16 protein-coding genes are annotated in these 17,683 nt (G+C 58.8%); 9 read left to right on the top strand and 7 right to left on the bottom strand.

Annotated features, from left to right (window positions below):
• Positions 1 to 78 precede the first annotated feature (78 nt).
• The 3 genes from fdhD to ASD60_RS00500 all read left to right on the top strand — a co-directional run bounded on the left by fdhD (position 79) and on the right by ASD60_RS00500 (position 4,114).
• Positions 79 to 918, top strand: a complete 840-nt coding sequence (fdhD, locus tag ASD60_RS00510; RefSeq protein ID WP_056852119.1) for a formate dehydrogenase accessory sulfurtransferase FdhD — start codon at positions 79 to 81, stop codon at positions 916 to 918.
• A complete protein-coding gene (locus ASD60_RS00505; protein ID WP_056852118.1) occupies positions 915 to 3,263 on the top strand; it encodes an FdhF/YdeP family oxidoreductase in 2,349 nt (782 codons plus the stop codon). Before fdhD ends, ASD60_RS00505 begins: the two co-directional genes overlap by 4 nt.
• A 359-nt stretch (positions 3,264 to 3,622) precedes the next feature.
• Complete coding sequence (locus ASD60_RS00500; protein ID WP_056852117.1) at positions 3,623 to 4,114, top strand: glycine zipper domain-containing protein; 492 nt, start codon at positions 3,623 to 3,625, stop codon at positions 4,112 to 4,114.
• Between the two features lie 63 nt (positions 4,115 to 4,177).
• On the opposite strand, the gene ASD60_RS00495 is transcribed toward ASD60_RS00500, so the two are convergent.
• The 3 genes from ASD60_RS00495 to ASD60_RS00485 form a co-directional block, all read right to left on the bottom strand.
• Entirely contained in the window at positions 4,178 to 4,597 is a 420-nt protein-coding gene (locus tag ASD60_RS00495) for an acyl-CoA thioesterase (RefSeq protein WP_056852116.1), read from the bottom strand.
• Between the two features lie 144 nt (positions 4,598 to 4,741).
• Positions 4,742 to 5,968 carry a 3-hydroxyacyl-CoA dehydrogenase gene (locus ASD60_RS00490; protein WP_056852115.1) on the bottom strand — a complete coding sequence of 409 codons (1,227 nt, stop codon included), beginning with the start codon at positions 5,966 to 5,968 and terminating at the stop codon, positions 4,742 to 4,744.
• A gap of 134 nt (positions 5,969 to 6,102) precedes the next feature.
• Entirely contained in the window at positions 6,103 to 8,031 is a 1,929-nt protein-coding gene (locus ASD60_RS00485) for a RecQ family ATP-dependent DNA helicase (RefSeq protein ID WP_056852114.1), read from the bottom strand.
• Positions 8,032 to 8,392: 361 nt separating this feature from the next.
• Between ASD60_RS00485 and ASD60_RS00480 the strand changes: the two genes are divergently transcribed.
• The 4 genes from ASD60_RS00480 to ASD60_RS00470 all read left to right on the top strand — a co-directional run bounded on the left by ASD60_RS00480 (position 8,393) and on the right by ASD60_RS00470 (position 11,155).
• The gene (locus tag ASD60_RS00480; RefSeq protein ID WP_056852113.1) at positions 8,393 to 8,674 is read left to right on the top strand and encodes a hypothetical protein; all 282 of its coding nucleotides are present in this window, start codon (positions 8,393 to 8,395) and stop codon (positions 8,672 to 8,674) included.
• A gap of 101 nt (positions 8,675 to 8,775) precedes the next feature.
• Positions 8,776 to 9,903: a hypothetical protein gene (locus ASD60_RS00475; protein ID WP_056852112.1), complete on the top strand. Its 1,128-nt coding sequence runs from the start codon at positions 8,776 to 8,778 to the stop codon at positions 9,901 to 9,903.
• 467 nt (positions 9,904 to 10,370) lie between these two features.
• A complete protein-coding gene (locus ASD60_RS27910) occupies positions 10,371 to 10,541 on the top strand; it encodes a YhfG family protein (protein ID WP_082557510.1) in 171 nt (56 codons plus the stop codon).
• Complete coding sequence (locus ASD60_RS00470; RefSeq protein ID WP_056852111.1) at positions 10,541 to 11,155, top strand: putative adenosine monophosphate-protein transferase Fic; 615 nt, start codon at positions 10,541 to 10,543, stop codon at positions 11,153 to 11,155. Before ASD60_RS27910 ends, ASD60_RS00470 begins: the two co-directional genes overlap by 1 nt.
• 96 nt (positions 11,156 to 11,251) lie before the next feature.
• Here the strand turns inward: ASD60_RS00470 and ASD60_RS00465 are convergent, their stop codons facing one another.
• The 3 genes from ASD60_RS00465 to ASD60_RS00455 form a co-directional block, all read right to left on the bottom strand.
• Positions 11,252 to 12,793, bottom strand: a complete 1,542-nt coding sequence (locus ASD60_RS00465; RefSeq protein ID WP_056852110.1) for a phosphoenolpyruvate carboxykinase — start codon at positions 12,791 to 12,793, stop codon at positions 11,252 to 11,254.
• Positions 12,794 to 12,973: 180 nt separating this feature from the next.
• Entirely contained in the window at positions 12,974 to 13,876 is a 903-nt protein-coding gene (gene hslO / locus ASD60_RS00460; protein ID WP_056852109.1) for an Hsp33 family molecular chaperone HslO, read from the bottom strand.
• 216 nt (positions 13,877 to 14,092) lie between these two features.
• Positions 14,093 to 14,497 carry an RNA-binding S4 domain-containing protein gene (locus tag ASD60_RS00455; RefSeq protein ID WP_056852108.1) on the bottom strand — a complete coding sequence of 135 codons (405 nt, stop codon included), beginning with the start codon at positions 14,495 to 14,497 and terminating at the stop codon, positions 14,093 to 14,095.
• A 215-nt stretch (positions 14,498 to 14,712) separates the two neighbouring features.
• On the opposite strand from ASD60_RS00455, the gene rimB reads away from it, so the two are divergent.
• Together rimB and rimK are read left to right on the top strand one after the other, a co-directional pair.
• The gene (gene rimB / locus ASD60_RS00450; RefSeq protein WP_056852107.1) at positions 14,713 to 15,192 is read left to right on the top strand and encodes a retropepsin-like aspartic endopeptidase RimB; all 480 of its coding nucleotides are present in this window, start codon (positions 14,713 to 14,715) and stop codon (positions 15,190 to 15,192) included.
• Complete coding sequence (gene rimK, locus ASD60_RS00445; RefSeq protein WP_007972871.1) at positions 15,189 to 16,094, top strand: 30S ribosomal protein S6--L-glutamate ligase; 906 nt, start codon at positions 15,189 to 15,191, stop codon at positions 16,092 to 16,094. Before rimB ends, rimK begins: the two co-directional genes overlap by 4 nt.
• 177 nt (positions 16,095 to 16,271) lie before the next feature.
• Here the strand turns inward: rimK and ASD60_RS00440 are convergent, their stop codons facing one another.
• The gene (locus tag ASD60_RS00440; RefSeq protein ID WP_056852106.1) at positions 16,272 to 17,585 is read right to left on the bottom strand and encodes an ATP-binding protein; all 1,314 of its coding nucleotides are present in this window, start codon (positions 17,583 to 17,585) and stop codon (positions 16,272 to 16,274) included.
• Positions 17,586 to 17,683 lie beyond the last annotated feature (98 nt).

Genomic DNA, 17,683 nt, shown 5'->3' with positions numbered 1-17,683 from the left:
CGGCACATCAGTAATAGCGATTAGACGCGACAGTTTGCCGCGCCTAGTCTTAAAGCTGACCAAACCGTCGGTGATGCCATGAAAGCCAAGCGCCCTGCCTGCGCGGCGCCTGCCCTCGAAACGCCCGCGCCCGCCGCCAGCCAGACCTATAGCTACAGCAATCTTGAATATTCGGAATCGGACAGCACAGCGCTGGCCGAAGAAGTCGCGTTGGCGATTGCCTATAACGGCATCAGCCAGGCCGTGATGCTGGTGACGCCGACTGACCTCGAAGACTTTATTGTCGGCTTCAGCCTGGGCAGCGGCATCATCGAGGACGCCAATGATATTTATGATCTGCAGCTCAGCGGTTCAGGGTCAGCTCAATACGCGCAAGTGACCATCGCCAACCGTGCGTTCTGGAACCTCAAGCAGCAGCGTCGGCAACTGGCCGGCACCAGCGGTTGCGGCCTGTGCGGCGTAGAAGCGGTGGAGCAGGCCCTGCCGGATCTCAAAGTGTTGCCCGGCGCCCCGCTACCGCCCGCCGAATGGCTCGACGGCCTGCGCCAGCGCATCGGCGCGTTCCAGCCTTTGGGCCAGCATTGCGGTGCAGTGCATGCCGCAGTGTTCATGAATGACCGCGGCGAATTGTTGCTCGGTCGGGAAGACATTGGCCGGCACAACGCCCTCGACAAGCTGATCGGCGGACTGGTTCGCCAGAACATTTCGATTGAAGGCGGGCTGGCGATTGTCACCAGCCGTTGCAGTCTCGAATTGATTCAGAAAGTCTTGCGCGCCGGCATCCAGACCCTGGTCAGCCTGTCGTCGCCCACGGGCCTTGCCGTGCAGTGGGCCCGTCGACACAACCTCAACCTCATCCATTTGCCACAGAAAAATGCGCCACGGGTCTACAGCCCTGCTTTGGAGAATCAAGCGTGAGTCAACACCGTCAAGCCGACCAGACACCCGTTCCTCGCTACAAACCCTACAAAGGTCCGGCCGGTGGTTGGGGCGCACTGATCAGCGTCGCCCAGGCCTGGTTGACCAGCGACAACGCGCTGAAAAACCTGCGCATGATGCTCAAGACCAACAAGAACGGCGGCTTCGACTGCCCCGGTTGTGCCTGGGGCGATTCCAATGAAGCCGGTATGGTGGCGTTCTGTGAAAACGGCGCCAAAGCGGTGAACTGGGAAGCGACCAAACGCCGGGTCGATGGCAAGTTCTTCGCCAGACACAGCGTCACTTCATTGCTGGAGCAGAGCGACTACTGGCTCGAATATCAGGGCCGTCTGACCGAGCCGCTGCGTTACAACGCACAAACCGATCGCTACCAGCCCATCAGCTGGGACGAAGCCTTTGCACTGGTCGCCAAACACTTGAAGGGCCTGTCGAGCCCGGATCAGGCCGAGTTCTACACCTCGGGGCGGGCCAGCAACGAGGCGGCTTTTCTTTATCAATTGTTTGTGCGCGCCTACGGCACCAACAATTTTCCCGACTGCTCGAACATGTGCCACGAGGCCAGTGGTGTTGCGTTGTCGCAAAGTGTCGGTGTCGGCAAAGGCACCGTAACCTTCGATGACTTCGAACACGCCGATGCGATTTTCGTCTGGGGACAGAACCCTGGCACCAACCACCCGCGGATGCTCGAACCGCTGCGTGAGGCGGTGAAGCGTGGCGCACAAGTGGTGTGCATCAACCCGCTCAAGGAACGCGGCCTGGAACGTTTCCAGCATCCGCAACACCCGATCGAAATGCTCACCAATAGTGACAAGCCAACCAACACCGCGTACTTCCGCCCGGCACTGGGCGGTGACATGGCGATCATGCGCGGCATGGCCAAGTTTCTGCTGCAATGGGAACGCGATGCGCAAAAGACTGGCGCGCCGGCGGTGTTCGACCACGACTTCCTCAACGAGCACAGCGTCAACGTGCTGGACTACCTGGCTGTCATCGACGACACCCCGTGGGAGCAGATCGTCGCGCAATCCGGCCTGCCGCTGGTGGAAATCGAGCAAGCCGCGCGCATGTACGCCAAGGGCAAGAACGTCATCATGTGCTGGGCGATGGGCATCACCCAGCATCGCCACTCGGTGGCGACCATCCAGGAAATCGCCAACCTGATGCTGCTGCGCGGCAACATCGGTCGGCCGGGCGCGGGCCTGTGCCCGGTGCGCGGCCACAGTAACGTGCAGGGCGACCGGACCATGGGCATCAACGAACGTCCGCCGGTGGCGTTTCTCGATGCGCTGGAACGGCGCTTCCAGTTCAAGGTGCCCCGTGAAAATGGCCACAACGTGGTCGAGGCCATCCACGCCATGGCCGAAGGCCGGGCGAAAGTGTTCATTGCCCTGGGCGGCAACTTCGCCCAAGCCACCCCCGACAGCCCTCGGACCTTTCAGGCGCTGAGCAATTGTGACCTGACCGTTCAGATCAGCACCAAACTCAACCGCAGCCATTTGGCTCACGGTAAAGACGCGTTGATTCTGCCATGCCTGGGCCGCACCGACATCGACCGGCAAACCGAAGGCCCGCAAGCGGTGACCGTCGAAGACTCGTTCAGCATGGTCCATGCCTCCAATGGTCAACTGGAGCCGCTGTCGAACCAGATGCGCTCTGAGCCGGCGATCCTCGCCGGCATCGCCGCCGCAACCCTGGGCAATCATCCGGTGGACTGGAACTGGCTGGTCGGCGACTACCGCCGCATTCGTGATCTGATCGCCGAGACCATCCCCAACTTCAAAGACTTCAACGAAAAGATCAAGAACCCGGGCGGCTTCTACCTCGGCAACAGTGCCGGTGCGCGCAAGTGGAACACTGCGTCGGGCCGGGCCAATTTCAAACCGAACCTGTTGCCCAAGGACCTGGTCCACGAGCGCACCCGCGCCACCGGCAAGCTGCCGGACCTGATCATGCAATCGATGCGATCGCACGATCAGTACAACACCACGATCTATGGCCTCAACGATCGTTATCGCGGAGTGAAGGGTCAGCGCGATGTGTTGTTCGTCAACGAAGCCGACATCATTCGCCTGGGCTTCAAACCGGGGCAAAAGGCTGACATCGTTTCGCTCTGGGATGACGGCGTTGAACGCCGGGTGAAAGGCTTCACGCTGCTGGCATTCGACATCCCGGCCGGGCAGGCGGCGGCGTACTACCCGGAAGTGAACCCGTTGGTACCGCTGGAAAGCACCGGGGACGGTAGTCATACGCCGACGTCGAAATTTGTGGCGATCCGCCTCGAAGCGGCGAGTGAGACCGGGTTGATCATGGCCAAGTCGGCGTAACGCGACGTCTGATCTGCCCCCATCGCCAGCAGGCTCGCTCCCACATTCGATCTTCAGTGAACACATCATTGGTGTTCGACGGAAATCCACTGTAGGAGCGAGCCTGCTCGCGATGGCGCCGGACCGTTCAATCCATGTTTCAATACTGTCGAAAAATTTCCAAACGCCCACAAAAAAGGCCGTTTTCTAACGAAAACAGCCTTTGCGAAGTAGTAAAAGACCGGCGAAAAACAGTTAAGTTCCGCCCAAAAAACAGCAACTTATAGAAATGTGCTGAAGTCGTGTTACTCGTCGGATTTCGATTGTCACACCTCTGACACAGCCTCAGGATCGCGTCGTCATCCCCTTGAGGTTCCTCCATGAAGTTCTCCTCGATTCTCTTGTTGTCCCTTGGCCTGGTCAGTGGCATTGCCTCTGCCGGCGGCACCACCGAAGCAGGTGTGGGCGGCGCATTGGGCGGGGTTCTAGGCTCAGTCGTCGGCCAATCGATTGGCGGCAATACAGGTTCCACTATCGGCGCGGCCCTGGGTGGCGCGGGTGGTAGCGCAGTTGGCGCAGACAAACGCAGCCGTGGCGAAGCCGCCATTGGTGGTGCGTTGGGCGCGGCTGGCGGTAACGTGGTCGGCCGCAGTGTGGGCGGCACCACCGGCAGCCTGATCGGCTCCGCAGCAGGCGGCGGCGCCGGCGGCGCGCTGGGTAACTACATGGGCAACAAGAGCGATGACGATGACGATGATGATCGCCGTTATCGTGGCCATGATGATCGTCGTTACTACCGTGACGGTCACCCGGGCCGTGGCCATGCCTATGGTCATCGCAAGCACCACAAACACTACCGCCATCGCGACTGACCGAAGAGGTCTCGCTGGTAACGAAATCGCAGCCCGAGGGCTGCGATTTTTTTTTTGCCGGCGTTACACCACCAGACGCTCCAGTGCCTCGCGCAAACCGGCCGGAATCGCCACCGGCTGATTCGAAGCGCGGTCGACAAACACATGCACGAAGCGACCCGCTGCGCAGGCTTCGTCCTCTCCTTGCTTGAACACCGCCAACTCGTACTGGACCGAGCTGTTGCCCAGTTTTGCGACCCGCAACCCGATCTCGATCCGCTCCGGAAAAGCAATGGAAGCAAAGTAATCGCAGGCTGAGCTCACCACGAACCCCACCACTTCGCCGTCATGGATATCCAGACCACCGACTTCGATCAGGTAAGTGTTCACCGCCGTATCGAAGAAGCTGTAGTAGGTGACGTTATTGACGTGACCGTAGGCATCGTTGTCATGCCAGCGGGTGGTGATGGGCTGGAAGTGTCGGTATTCGGTGCGTTGCGGCATCTGCGTTGCTTCCTGGGGCTTGAACTTCGATTTTAAAGTGAAACCGCGTCGTGATCATCGCTGGCAAGCCAGCTCCCACAGACCACCACTAACCTTGTGGGCGCTGGCTTGCCAGCGAAGGCGCCCTCCCAGGCATCCCATCGATCACCTGTCGGCAAACCCTTTACCCGCCGCCGCCAGTTCGCCTATCAACCGCGCCGGGCTCCAGTGATCCCCCTGGCGGGTCTCCAGCGCCAGCAAACGCTGATGAATATCCGCCAACCCCTGCTGGTCCGCCCAAGCCATTGGCCCACCCTTGTCGGCCGGGAAGCCGTAGCCGTTGAGGTACACCAGATCGATATCGTGGGCGGACTCTGCGATGCCTTCCTGAAGAATCTTCGCGCCTTCATTGACCAGGGCCAGCAGGCAGCGCTCGAGGATTTCTTCCTGGCTTATTTCGCGACGATGAAAGCCCAAGCCTTCGCTGACTTCCAGCACCAGCGCATCGACCTGCGGATCGTGTTCGGCCTGACGGCTGCCCGGCTCATAGTGATAAAACCCGTTGCCGCTCTTTTGACCGAAACGGCCCAGTTCACACAGGCGGTTATCCACCTGAACCTCTGGCGCATCCTGCCCCACACCCGACAGTTTCCGGGCGCGCCATTGCAGGTCGACACCGACGACGTCGAACATGCGGAACGGCCCCATGGCAAAACCGAAACCTTGCAGCGCCGCATCCACCTGATAGGGATACGCCCCCTCCAGCAGCATTTTGCGCGCTTCAAGCACATAGGTATTGAGCATGCGGTTGCCGATGAAGCCGTCGCAATTGCCCGCCACCACACTGACCTTGCCCATGCGCTTGCCCAGCGCCAGCGCTGCCTCAAGTACCGCGGGAGCGGTTTGGGCACCGCGGACGATTTCGAGCAGTTTCATGATGTGCGCGGGGCTGAAAAAATGCAGGCCCAGGACTTGCTGAGGGCGACCGGTGACAGCAGCGATTGCGTCGATGTCCAGCGCCGAGGTGTTGCTCGCTAGAATGGCTTCAGGTTTGAGCAGGCTATCGAGCTCACGGAAAATCGACTGCTTGAGTTCCAGGTTTTCGTAAACGGCTTCGATCACCAGGTCGACGTCACGGATGGCCGCATAATCAGCCGCGCTGGTGACCCGGGCAATGCGGGCATCGGCCTCGGCCTGATTGATTCGCTCCTGCCGCACGCTGTGGGCGTAGGTGTCCGCGACGGCAACCAGTGCCTGCTCAAGCATCTGCGGATTGTTGTCGACCCACTGCACCGCTACGCCGGCGTTGGCCAGGCACATGACAATGCCACGGCCCATGGTGCCCGCGCCGATCACGGCTGCGCGCTGAATGTCGAACGGTGTCTGGCTCATATCTTGTTCTCTTGTTGGCGATCCAAAGACAGCCCTCACCATAGTCAGCCACCACGCTTTTTTGAAATTTATTCCTGTGATGAGCGACATTCAGCGGATGGATGCGCCCCAAGACATTCGCCAATCCCTGCAGGTTAAAGGTGTGACTGGGACCAGTTGCGCACCTCGGCATACGGATACTCCTCCAGCACCGCAAACCCCGGAATCGTGCGGGCCTTGAGCTTGGTAAACAGCGGCACACTGATCCCGCACAAGAACCGCGTCACTCGCTCAGCCGACGGCATGCTGCCCGTGTGCTGCTCATGCCTGTGGATAAACTCGCCACACAGCGCCTCGAAGGGTTTATCCACAAGTGCCGGCAGCTCCGGCGGTGCCGGTAGCCGGGCGACCTGACCCTGACACACCGAACAATGCCCGCACTGTTGCGGGGCATTGCTGTCGCCGAAATACTCAGCCAATCGAAATCCCAGGCAACGGTCGGTGGCGAACAGATCCAGCATCGCGTGTATCCGCGTGATTTCGGTGTGTTCATGCTGAGTGAAACCGGCGTGAAGTTCAGCGCTGAGTGCCTGGGGGTCGAAATCTGTTTTCAGCAGGGTATAGACCTCGGTCATCAACTTGCTTTCAAGCTCGACCCAGCCCTTCTCCTGGAAGTAATCCAGCGCCTTGACCACCCGGTTGCGCTCGGCCTGATGTTGCTCGTACAGCGCGTCGAAATTCACCGTGGCCCAGCTGCGCGCTCGCTTTGAGGTCTGGATGATCGCCGCGACGAAATCCCTGCGCTCGCCTTCGAAACGAGCCAGCAACGCTTCGGGTTCCTCCAAGTATTTGAAACGGTACTCAGCGTAATAGGCGTAACGCGGGGCGATGACTCCACGAAGCTCCAGTTGTACCAGCAAGGTCTTGAGCGGGAGCTGGCGAATATTGCTGTTGTCCGCCAAGGGACCCCACATAAACTCCCACTCCCCTTGCGGCGCGCACGCTTGCAACTCGTCTAGCACATGGCGGATACCGTCGAGCTCAGGGGTATCGCCGTAAACGAAGTTTTCCAGCACGTTGAGGCTGTCGCGGTTGGCCAGCACCAAACAATCGGACGGCTGACCGTCACGCCCGGCGCGGCCAATTTCCTGGCTGTAGTTTTCGATGGATTTGGGCAGGTCGAAATGCACGACGTTGCGGATATCGCTCTTGTCGATGCCCATGCCGAAAGCGATGGTGGCGACGATGCAATTGGACTGCCCGCCCATGAAACGCTTCTGGATGCCATCGCGCTGCTCGTGGGGCAAACCGGCGTGATAAGCCTCGGCCTGAATGCCATGGCGTTGCAGATGTTCGGCAATATGCTCGGCGGTTTTTTGCAAGGTGACGTAGACGATACTCGGCTGTCCGGGGCGTTCGCTCATCCATTCAACGAGGCGCCGTCGCTTGTCCTGACCGCGCACCGGTTCTACCCAGAGATTGAGGTTCGGGCGATAGAAACCGGTGGTCACCACATCTTCGGCAGCGATGGCGAATTTCGCCTGCATGTCGACGATGACCTTGGGCGTCGCGGTCGCCGTCAGCAGCAGCACTTGCGGGATGTTGAATTGCCGCTGGTAGTCGGGAAGCTTGAGGTAATCCGGGCGGAAGTTGTGGCCCCACTCCGAGATGCAGTGCGCCTCATCCACCACCAGCAACGAAATCGGCACTTGCTGCAGGAAATTGCGGAAACGCTCGTTCTTCAGGCGTTCCACCGACACCATCAGGATCTTCAATTCGCCGGACCTGGCGCGGGCCATCACCTCGCTGGCGTCATCGCGACTCTGCGCCGAATCGATACTGCCCGCCGCAATGCCGTGGCGTTGCAGAAACGCTAATTGATCCTGCATCAACGCCAGCAACGGCGAAATCACCAACGTCAGGTGCGGCAGCAGTACGGCCGATAATTGATAGCACAGGGATTTGCCGGAACCGGTGGGAAAAATCGCCGCCGCCGAGCGCCCCGCCATGATGGCGTTGAGCGTTTTTTCCTGACCGGGTCGAAACTGTGGATAACCGAAAACCTGTTCCAGGGTGTTGTGCATAAGCTGTCACTCCGTTGACCGCTGCGATGAGCAAAGCCTAGCCGGCGATCGCAGCGAGTCGAGAAAAGGTCGGGGCAAAAAACGATACGGGATGATACAGCGGATGGCTTGCATGGATTGCACGGCTTGCGGGAAGAGGTCAGCCCAATCACCACAGAAGCCGAAACAACCTACAGCGTCTGAGGCACCATCAACCAAGACGTAGTCCATTTCCTTATTAGCCAATAAAAACCCTACAAAACCTGTCGACCTCAGCCGTCTTGTCGCACCACACCACGCCCTTCTATAGTCACCGGCGCGGCTGAAACCAGTGACTCGGCCTGCCGGGAACACTTGCCGCTTTCGCACAGGACGCAACTCAATGACGCTCCCCGATCCTCCGACCGACCGCTATCGTCCCCTCAAAACCAGTTACAGCGAATCGCCCGTCCTCGTCATCGACACCACGGCCAGCACCGGCGACATCCTCGACGCCGCGCATCAACGCCTGCGGGCAGCCAGCGATTTGCTCGAAACGCTTTATTGCTTGTGCTTCAAACAGGCCGACGTTAAAGACATCCCTCACATCGTGAATGCGCTTTATCTATTAACGCAGGATGGCTGCCAACTACTGGAAGTTGCAAAACAAAGAATAAGACATTAAAGCCAAAAACAAATACTACAACCCCGGTAACAACTAACCACTTCATAATCCAATTTACTCAAACTAGTCTGCAGGCTCTTAAAACAAAACAGAGCAGCACAATGACTACATTAACTATTTTCTTTTGCGGTACCGGTTCGACCAAATTCGACAACCAAAACCCAACTTACTGGAATGGCGAACTGGTTTCGGCACTCGCCTCCCATCATGCTGGTAGAGAATTTGCCGAATGGATCGTGGTCGACGGCCCCGGTACCAGCAACCTGCAAGCTGATGAGCTGTTCACTCAATCCAAGGACTATGGCTTGAGCGGCACCCTGTTCGGCAAGGGCTGGGAGGAGAACGTCAAGCACGCCATCAACATCATCAAAGGCCAATGTGACTGGCAACGTGAAAAGCTGACCGAGACCGAATACAACCGCCTGAAGGCAGCCGGCATTCCAATCGAAGACGTGATCGTCGAAGGTTCCTGGCTGTGGCGTAAATATAACTACGGCGACCGCAGTGTGACCCAGCAGAAGTTGCAAGAACAAATCATCAAAACGTTTCGCAAGGACGGTGTTATTCCGACCAAGGTCAACTTGGTAGGCTGGAGTCGCGGCGGCATTAGTTGCCACATGCTGGCCAATGCCATGTTTAACGACAGCGAATTGAAGAACATCCCGGTCAATATTTTTGCGATTGATCCGGTACCGGGCATCGGTAACTTTCAGGAAAGCAAAGTAAAACTGAGTGCCAACGTAAAAGAATATGTCGGCTTCTACGCCCGAGACGAGCGCTCCAAAGGCTTCAGCTGTGTCATCCCGCAAACGGCCACCGGCACCCGAACCCACATCTACCCGATGCCTGGCCGCCATGGCACGCTGGTTGGCAACGCCGCAGCAGACGGGGTCAGCGGCCCTAAAGTGCTGGCCGAACCCGGCCTGATCGTCCGTCACTTTGCCGAAGTGTGCCTGAAGCGCTGGGGCGTGCCGCTGGACAAAACCCTCAACCTGAGCGCGGCCGACCTGCAGAACCACCACAACGCCATGGTCAGCGCCGCCGCGAAATACAAAGCGATGGAGAAGTGCTCGTACACCTACTTCACCGAATTGGACCAGGGCGAGCGTTACGTTTCACTGGGCAGCAATGGGGTCAGGTTCTCGGCAGTGAAAGGCACGATCTATGTGCCGGCAGCCGGGCTGAGCAATGACCTTCTGGATGTGGCTTCGTACCAGCATATTCGTTGAGATGGCGGGCGCGGGATGGTGGAAAGCGCGAGAACACTCTTCGCGAAAATTCCCATGGAAAGGGCCTAGCCGAGGTTCGGCCCGATCCTACAAGCGGGGACTCCTTATCGTTCCCACGCTCTGCGTGGGAATGCCTCAAGGGACGCTCCGCGTTCCAGCTCTCGAAAGGGACGCAGAGCGTCCCGGGCTGCATTCCCACGCAGAGCGTGGGAACGATCAAACGGTGACGTGGAAGACATCCCGCACATCACCCACGCGCTCTACCTGCTAACCCAGGACGGCTGCGACCAGCTGAAAGTCGCCCAACAACGCATGCTCAACTGGAAAGCGCCAGGCTAAAGTGGAGTGAACAGATCGTTCCTACGCTCTACGTGGGAACGATCATCCTCCGCGAAGCATCAAAAATACCGGTCTATCGACCGGATCGTTTGAGCTACACTTGGGCATTGCACAAAGAGGCAGATGTCATGAGCGAACTGACTTTTCAGCAAAAACAGGATTATTACGACAAAGTGCGCCGTTCAAATTACTTGGCGAGCTTGCGTCTTGAAGGCTTCGACACTTCCCGTGCCGATGCTGAAAAACCGCTCCCATCGCGGGAGGCGGTACTCAATAAATATCGTCAGAATCCTCGTTAATGATGGATAAATACGGGGTCGGTCAAGACCCCTACTGCTACCCTGGTAGCGACGTGCTGCGTAACCTGCTCAACATTCATGATGAAGAGCAACTACACAAAGCAGAGCGAGAACTCTCAGAAATCGCCGTCAGCAAATTCCGCCTCCTCCCCCCTCCGTACGACCTCAGCCTTTTGCAGCATATTCATAAATCCTTGTTTTCCGATGTCTACGAATGGGCGGGACTATTGAGGACAGTGAATATCCAGAAAGGAGATACACTTTTCTGCACAGCAGACCGAATCGCCCCTGAAGCCGAAAAGATTTTTCGCGTCATGGAAAATGCCGCGTGGTTCGAAGGCGCCAGTAAAGCAGAGCTCATCGTCAAGGTTGCTGAAACGTATGGTGATTTAAATGTGATTCATCCTTTTCGCGAAGGTAACGGTCGGGCTCAACGGATCCTGTTTGAGCAAATCATCATCAATGCAGGGTTTGCTGTTGATTGGTGGCTGATCAAAGACAGCGCATGGATTCCCGCGAACATTGATGCGGTCACCTGCGATTACAGTGGCCTCCAAACTATTTTCGAGCGTTGCATTGGGGATCAGCTGAACATGCCACCACTACTGAATTGACCATTTCTATATTGGCAGTTGTGCGTCTGACGGTTAAACAGCACCCACAAAAAAACCGCCCCGAGGGGCGGCTTTTTCATTGCATCAAACCAACACTTACAACTTAGGCCCAGCGGCCTTGATTGCATCGCTCACTTCGAACTTCTTGAAGTTCTCGATGAACAGGCCGGCCAATGCTTTGGCGGCTTCGTCGTAGGCGGCTTTGTCGGCCCAGGTGTTGCGTGGGTTCAGCAGGCCAGTCTCAACGCCCGGTACGGCCAGTGGCACGTCGAGGTTGATGGTGTCCAGGTGCTCGGTTTCGGTACCGATCAGCGCGCCGCTCTGGATCGCTGCGATCACCGCTCGGGTGGTCGGGATGTTGAAGCGCTTGCCGACGCCGTAGCCACCGCCGGTCCAGCCGGTGTTGACCAGGTAAACCTTGGAGCCGAAGCCGCGGATGCGCTTGATCAGCAGTTCGGCGTATTCGCCGGCTGGTCGCGGGAAGAACGGTGCGCCGAAGCAGGTCGAGAAGGTCGACTTGATGCCGCTGCCCGAACCCATTTCAGTCGAGCCCACCAGTGCGGTGTAGCCGGACAGGAAGTGGTAGGCCGCTTGTTCTTCGTTGAGGATCGACACTGGCGGCAGCACGCCGGTCAGGTCGCAGGTCAGGAAGATCACAGCGTTCGGCTCGCCACCGAGGTTCTTCTCGGAACGCTTGGCAACGTGCTCCAGCGGGTACGCGGCACGGCTGTTCTGGGTCAGGCTGACATCGGCATAGTCGGCGTGCTTGGCATCGTCGATGACGACGTTTTCCAGGACCGCGCCGTGCTTGATGGCTTTCCAGATAACCGGCTCGTTCTTCTCGGACAAGTCGATGCACTTGGCATAGCAACCGCCTTCGATGTTGAACACTACGCCCTCGCCCCAACCGTGTTCGTCGTCACCGATCAGGTAACGGCTTTCGTCGGCGGACAGGGTGGTTTTACCAGTGCCGGACAGACCGAAGAACAGGGTCACGTCGCCTTCTTCGCCGATGTTGGCGGCGCAGTGCATTGGCAGCACGTCAGCGGCCGGCAGCAGGAAGTTCTGCACCGAGAACATGGCTTTCTTCATTTCACCGGCGTAACGCATGCCGGCGATCAGCACTTTTTTCTGTGCGAAGTTGATGATCACGCAACCGTCGGAGTTGGTGCCGTCACGCTCAGGCACGCACTCGAAGTTGGCCACGTTGAGCACTTGCCATTCTTCACGGCCAGCCGGGTTGTACTGGGCCGGGTTTATGAACAGGCAACGACCGAACAGGTTCTGCCAGGCAGTCTGGGTGGTCATTTTAACGGCCAGGTAGTGCTCGGAAGCGGCGCCTACGTGGACGTGGGAAACGAAATGCTCTTGCGCGTTGTTGAACGCCTCGACACGGTTCCACAGGGCGTCGAATTTGTCGGCCGGGAACTTGCGGTTGATCGGGCCCCAGGCGATGGCGCCCGTGGTGCTCGGCTCATCAACGATGAAACGATCGACTGGCGAACGGCCGGTACGGTGACCGGTACGAACAACCAGTGCGCCGGTATCGGCAAGCTCGCCTTCACCGCGGTTGAGGGCTTCTTTAACCAGATCATCAACACTCAGATCGGTGTACACGGCGTTATTGGCTTGCGTCATGAGGTTCCCCGTCGGCCAGTGGCCGAGTGCTCCAAACGTTTTTGTAGTAGAAAGTCGTGCACTACTACCGCGAAAAAAGTGGCCCGGATTATGCCAGAAAAGCCCAAAAAAAGTAGGCCCCTCCTGTCGTAACGGCGTAAATCCGGCACCGAGCAGTGAATTTACCTGCGCTGAACCGTTTTAGTGACGGGTATCTGACGGGGTCTCGACACCCGCGCCGGCGAACAATTGAGCGACATCGGCGGCGTCGAACAGGTATTGCTGGTTGCAGAACTGACAGTCAATTTCGATCTTTCCACCGTGTTCAACCACCAGATTCTGCGCGTCTTCCATACCCAGACTGACCAGTGCGTTGGCTGAACGTTCGCGCGAGCAGCTGCAACGGAAGCGCAGTTTTTGCACGTCGAACAAACGCACTTGCTCTTCGTGGTAGAGACGATGCAGGACGGTTTCGTTGTCCAGGCCCAACAGCTCATCGGCAGTCAACGTCCCGCTCAACGCGGTGAGGTGCTGCCAGCTGGCGGCGCGTTCTTCTTCGTCTTTCAGGCGATCGGCAGGCAGTTGCTGCAGCAACAGGCCACGGGCGCGACGGCCATCGGCGCAAAGCTTGATGCGCGTGCCGATCTGTTGGGACATCACGAAGTAGTTGGTGAAGCAGTCAGACAGCGTTTCACCGTCCAGATCGACCACGCCCTGGTAGCGCTGGCCTTGTGTCGGGTCGATGGTCAGTGTCAGCGAGCCGTCGGGCATCAGATCGGCCAAGGTGGCGTCGGGCGCAATCCGCTCGGCCTCGTAACGGGCCAGGCCTCGGATGTCGCGCTCGCTGGAGCATTCGATCATCAGCAACGGGATCGGGCCTTCGGAGCGGGCCTGAAGGATCAGCAAGCCGTCAAACTTCAAGGTGCCGACCAGCAACGCCGCCGCCGCCATCAGTTCGCCGAGCAGTTGCGCAACCGGCTCCGGATAGGCGTGTTTGGCCAGGACTTCAGCGTAGCTGAGCTCCAGCGAAACCATCTCGCCACGGGTGTCGCTGTCATCGAAGATGAAGCGTTGAGTGAAGTCGTTATCCGGTAGGTCGGTCATAAGTCTGGGTATCTGAAGTGGAGACAAAAGTGATTACAGAATTCGAGGTTACGCCTTGGCCACAGCCCCTGGCTGTCTGGTTATGGCTTAGAGGCCGGCGACTGCGCGCGCTTTACGACGAACGGCACATACACGGCAGGCGAATTACCTCATATGGCTACGCGCAGGTGCAATTACAAGTCTTGGCCGGGTTGGTGCGATCGGCGGCGAGGTCAATCATTCGTTGCTGCTGCCCCGAAACTTGAACAGATCCCGGCGCTGCTTCTTGCTCGGCTTGCCATCGGTGCTCACGCCCAGGGCGCCCGCCTTGCGCTCGGCGGCGGCGTTTTCTCGCTTGGCGATACTGGCGTCAGTTTCCGCGTACAGCATCTGCGCTTCCGGCGCGCCTCGGCGCACGATCGACAGCGCCTTGACCACCACCGTGCGTTCCTCGAAACCGGTGCGGATCACGAATTCGTCGCCAATACGTGGCTCCTTGCCAGGCTTGCAACGCTCACCGCGGCAATGCACCTTGCCACTTTCAATCGCTGCCTTGGCCAAGGCGCGAGTTTTGTAAAACCGTGCAGCCCACAACCATTTATCGAGGCGGACTTTGTCGTCCTCTTCGTTTTTTTGTGCCATGGGATTTCCTCGTTCTGAAATATTGGTGAACTGTACTACCGTTCTGTCGTACCAAGAATTACTCCGGCCCGGACTACAATGCTGACATTCCATAACCTCCTTGTGGGGCTGGCAATCCGGGCCGTAGATATCTGTCGCCTTTTAACCATTATTCTGCGTGAATACCGCGGATTCGGCCGCCTGCGGCCACCGTGGTTTCTACCGGTTGAGCCATTTTGAAGACATTTGACCATTTGACCGTTGTCGGTCTGCGCGAGTGGGTGGCGCTCCCGGATCTGGGAGTCGCCGGCCTTCGCGCAAAAATCGACACCGGCGCCAGCACCTCCAGCCTGCATGCCACCGACATCGAGACGTTCGAACGTGATGGTGGGCAATGGGTACGCTTCACGGCGCACCTGGGCACGGTGGTGCAGTTGCGTCACCGGCGCTGCGAAGCCCCGCTGGTGACAAGAAAAACCATCAAAAGCTCCAACGGTCACGCGCAGGTGCGATACGTGATCAGCACCACCCTGGCCCTCGGTGATCGGGTCTGGCGGGTCGAGTTCACCCTCGCCTGCCGCAAGTCCATGCGATATCGCCTGTTACTCGGTTCCAAAGCCTTGATCGACGGCCAACTGGTGGTCAATCCGGGTATCAAGTATGTACAAGACAAGCCGGTGTTCCCGGTATCTACCTCCTCCACAGGTGTTGCATGAAGATCGCTGTGCTGTCGCGGAACCCGCGTCTGTATTCCACCCGTCGCCTGGTCGAAGCCGGTACCGAACGCGGCCATGAAATGGTGGTGGTCGATACCCTGCGCGCCTACATGAACATTGCCAGTCATAAACCGCAGATCCACTACCGCGGCAAGCCGCTGGAGGGCTTCGACGCGGTGATTCCGCGGATCGGTGCATCCGTTACTTTTTATGGCTGCGCAGTGTTGCGCCAGTTCGAAATGATGGGGGTTTTTCCGCTCAACGAATCGGTGGCTATTGCCCGTTCAAGGGACAAGCTGCGGTCGCTGCAATTGCTGTCGCGCCGGGGCATTGGTCTGCCGGTCACCGGTTTTGCCCACTCACCGGATGACATTCCCGATCTGATCGAAATGGTCAACGGTGCGCCACTGGTGATCAAGGTGCTGGAAGGCACCCAAGGCATCGGTGTGGTGCTGTGCGAAACCGCCACCGCGGCCGAATCGGTGATCGAGGCGTTCATGGGCCTCAAGCAGAACATCATGGTCCAGGAGTACATAAAAGAAGCCGGTGGCGCCGACATTCGCTGCTTTGTAGTCGGCGACAAGGTGATTGCGGCCATGAAGCGCCAGGCCAAACCCGGCGAATTTCGCTCCAACCTGCACCGCGGTGGCAGTGCCAGCCTGATCAAGATCACCCCGGAAGAACGCATGACTGCTTTGCGTGCGGCAAAGGTCATGGGGCTGGCGGTGGCGGGGGTCGATATCCTGCGCTCCAATCACGGGCCGCTGGTGATGGAAGTGAACTCATCGCCGGGGCTGGAAGGGATCGAGACCACCACTGGCAAGAACGTGGCGGGGATCATCATTGAGCATCTGGAGAAGAATGGCGGCCCGAACATGACCCGGACCAAAGGCAAGGGCTGAGACACAACCACTGTGGCGAGGGAGCTTGCTCCCGCTCGGCTGCGTAGCAGTCGCAAGATCGGTGATCGTTCCCACGCTCTGCGTGGGAATGCAGCCCGGGGCGCTCCGCGCCCCCTCCAGAGCCGAACGCGGAGCGTCCGAAGAGGCATTCCCACGCAGAGCGTGGGAACGATCGGGTTAGACGGCATCCCGCGGTAGCATCAACCCCAACGGCAAGCGCACCCGCGCTTCCAGCCCGCCACCAGTACGGTTACGCAGTTCAACATTGCCGCCGTGCATCGAGGCAATGCGCTTGACGATCGCCAGCCCCAACCCCGTGCCTTTGCCGCCTCTGGCACGATCACCGCGGGTGAACGGGTTGAAGATCGCCTCCAGCTCGGACGGATCGATCCCGGCACCACGATCCATGACGCTCAACACCACGTACGGTGCGCTCACATCCCCAGACACGTACGCCGCCACCTCCACACCACTGCCTGCGTGGTGCAGCGCATTGCCGATAAGGTTGTTGAGCAAGCGCTTCATCGATACCCGACGCAATGGAAACGGCTGGATCGGCTCCAGGCGCAAGCGTACTTTTTCTTCGTTCTGGTTATACGGCGCGGCAACCTCGCGGACCAGATCGCTCAGGTCCACCTCTTCCACCGACTCATCCCGGCCGTCGCGAATGAACGCCAGGAACTGATCGAGAATCGCATCCATGTCCTCGATATCCCGAACCATGTCATCGGTCAGGTCCGTGCGGTCGCCCATCAATTCCAGGGACAAGCGCAAACGGGTCAAGGGCGTGCGCAAGTCATGTGAAACTCCGGCCAGCATCAGTTCGCGCTCGCGACCGGCCTGCTCGACGTCTTCGGCCATTTGGTTGAAGGCGCGATAAACCTCGGTCATTTCGCTCGGTGTATCACTGATCGGCAGGCGCACACTGCGACCCTGGCCGAGTTGTCGCGCGGCGTAGACCAGGCGCTTCAGAGGTTGATTGAGCTGACTGACGAAGATCCACGCCGAAGCGGTAGACAGCAAACCGATGGCCAGGAACCAGCCCAGTACGTTCCAGATTTTCTGGCCACGCAATGGGTGCGGATACAGCGGCACTTTCAGCCAGCCATCCCCCAGGCTTGGCGCGCGAACCCACAGCGCCGGAGGCGAATGCATGCGCAACCGGACTTCGGTGTCGGCCCCCAATTCAGCCTGCATCTGCCGCTGATAGATCTCGCTGTAGGGCCAATGCTGTTCGCCTTCCGGCACGCCAGCGCCCACCACCCTGATCAGGGTCGCGGCTTCGGCAATCTTGTCACGATTGTTTTCATCGGCCGCCCAATAGGCGCGTAGCGTCAGGGCAACGCCGTGGCTGTACTGACGATCCACCAGCACGTCTTCGTTCATCAACAGATAAACCAGGGTCAGCGCCTTGGAGAACAGAACGACGATGAGCACCAGCCAAAGGGTGCGGGAGAAGAAACTCTGGGGGAACCAAACGGGGGTTTTCATGGATAACCGCTACACACTTGCAGGAGCGAGCGATGCTCGCATATTGCGGATCGCGAGTCTGCGAGCAAAGTCATCTGACCCGTTGCCCGCAAGACCCG

The sequence above is a fragment of the Pseudomonas sp. Root562 genome, from assembly GCF_001427125.1.
In the GTDB taxonomy this organism is placed as follows: domain Bacteria; phylum Pseudomonadota; class Gammaproteobacteria; order Pseudomonadales; family Pseudomonadaceae; genus Aquipseudomonas.
The sequence above is the reverse complement of the archived record's forward strand: the minus strand, read 5'-3'. Positions and strand labels throughout refer to the sequence as shown.

Excerpts from the sequence above, each read along its gene's own strand:
- ASD60_RS00440 (WP_056852106.1), bottom strand. The coding sequence starts at position 17,585 with ATGAAAACCCCCGTTTGGTTCCCCCAGAGTTTCTTCTCCCGCACCCTT.
- hslO (WP_056852109.1), bottom strand. The coding sequence starts at position 13,876 with ATGACCGACCTACCGGATAACGACTTCACTCAACGCTTCATCTTCGAT.
- ASD60_RS00455 (WP_056852108.1), bottom strand. The coding sequence starts at position 14,497 with ATGGCACAAAAAAACGAAGAGGACGACAAAGTCCGCCTCGATAAATGG.
- ASD60_RS00485 (WP_056852114.1), bottom strand. The coding sequence starts at position 8,031 with ATGCACAACACCCTGGAACAGGTTTTCGGTTATCCACAGTTTCGACCC.
- rimK (WP_007972871.1), top strand. The coding sequence starts at position 15,189 with ATGAAGATCGCTGTGCTGTCGCGGAACCCGCGTCTGTATTCCACCCGT.
- ASD60_RS00470 (WP_056852111.1), top strand. The coding sequence starts at position 10,541 with ATGATGGATAAATACGGGGTCGGTCAAGACCCCTACTGCTACCCTGGT.
- ASD60_RS00475 (WP_056852112.1), top strand. The coding sequence starts at position 8,776 with ATGACTACATTAACTATTTTCTTTTGCGGTACCGGTTCGACCAAATTC.
- ASD60_RS00495 (WP_056852116.1), bottom strand. The coding sequence starts at position 4,597 with ATGCCGCAACGCACCGAATACCGACACTTCCAGCCCATCACCACCCGC.
- ASD60_RS00490 (WP_056852115.1), bottom strand. The coding sequence starts at position 5,968 with ATGAGCCAGACACCGTTCGACATTCAGCGCGCAGCCGTGATCGGCGCG.
- ASD60_RS00480 (WP_056852113.1), top strand. The coding sequence starts at position 8,393 with ATGACGCTCCCCGATCCTCCGACCGACCGCTATCGTCCCCTCAAAACC.
- fdhD (WP_056852119.1), top strand. The coding sequence starts at position 79 with ATGAAAGCCAAGCGCCCTGCCTGCGCGGCGCCTGCCCTCGAAACGCCC.
- ASD60_RS00500 (WP_056852117.1), top strand. The coding sequence starts at position 3,623 with ATGAAGTTCTCCTCGATTCTCTTGTTGTCCCTTGGCCTGGTCAGTGGC.
- ASD60_RS27910 (WP_082557510.1), top strand. The coding sequence starts at position 10,371 with ATGAGCGAACTGACTTTTCAGCAAAAACAGGATTATTACGACAAAGTG.
- ASD60_RS00465 (WP_056852110.1), bottom strand. The coding sequence starts at position 12,793 with ATGACGCAAGCCAATAACGCCGTGTACACCGATCTGAGTGTTGATGAT.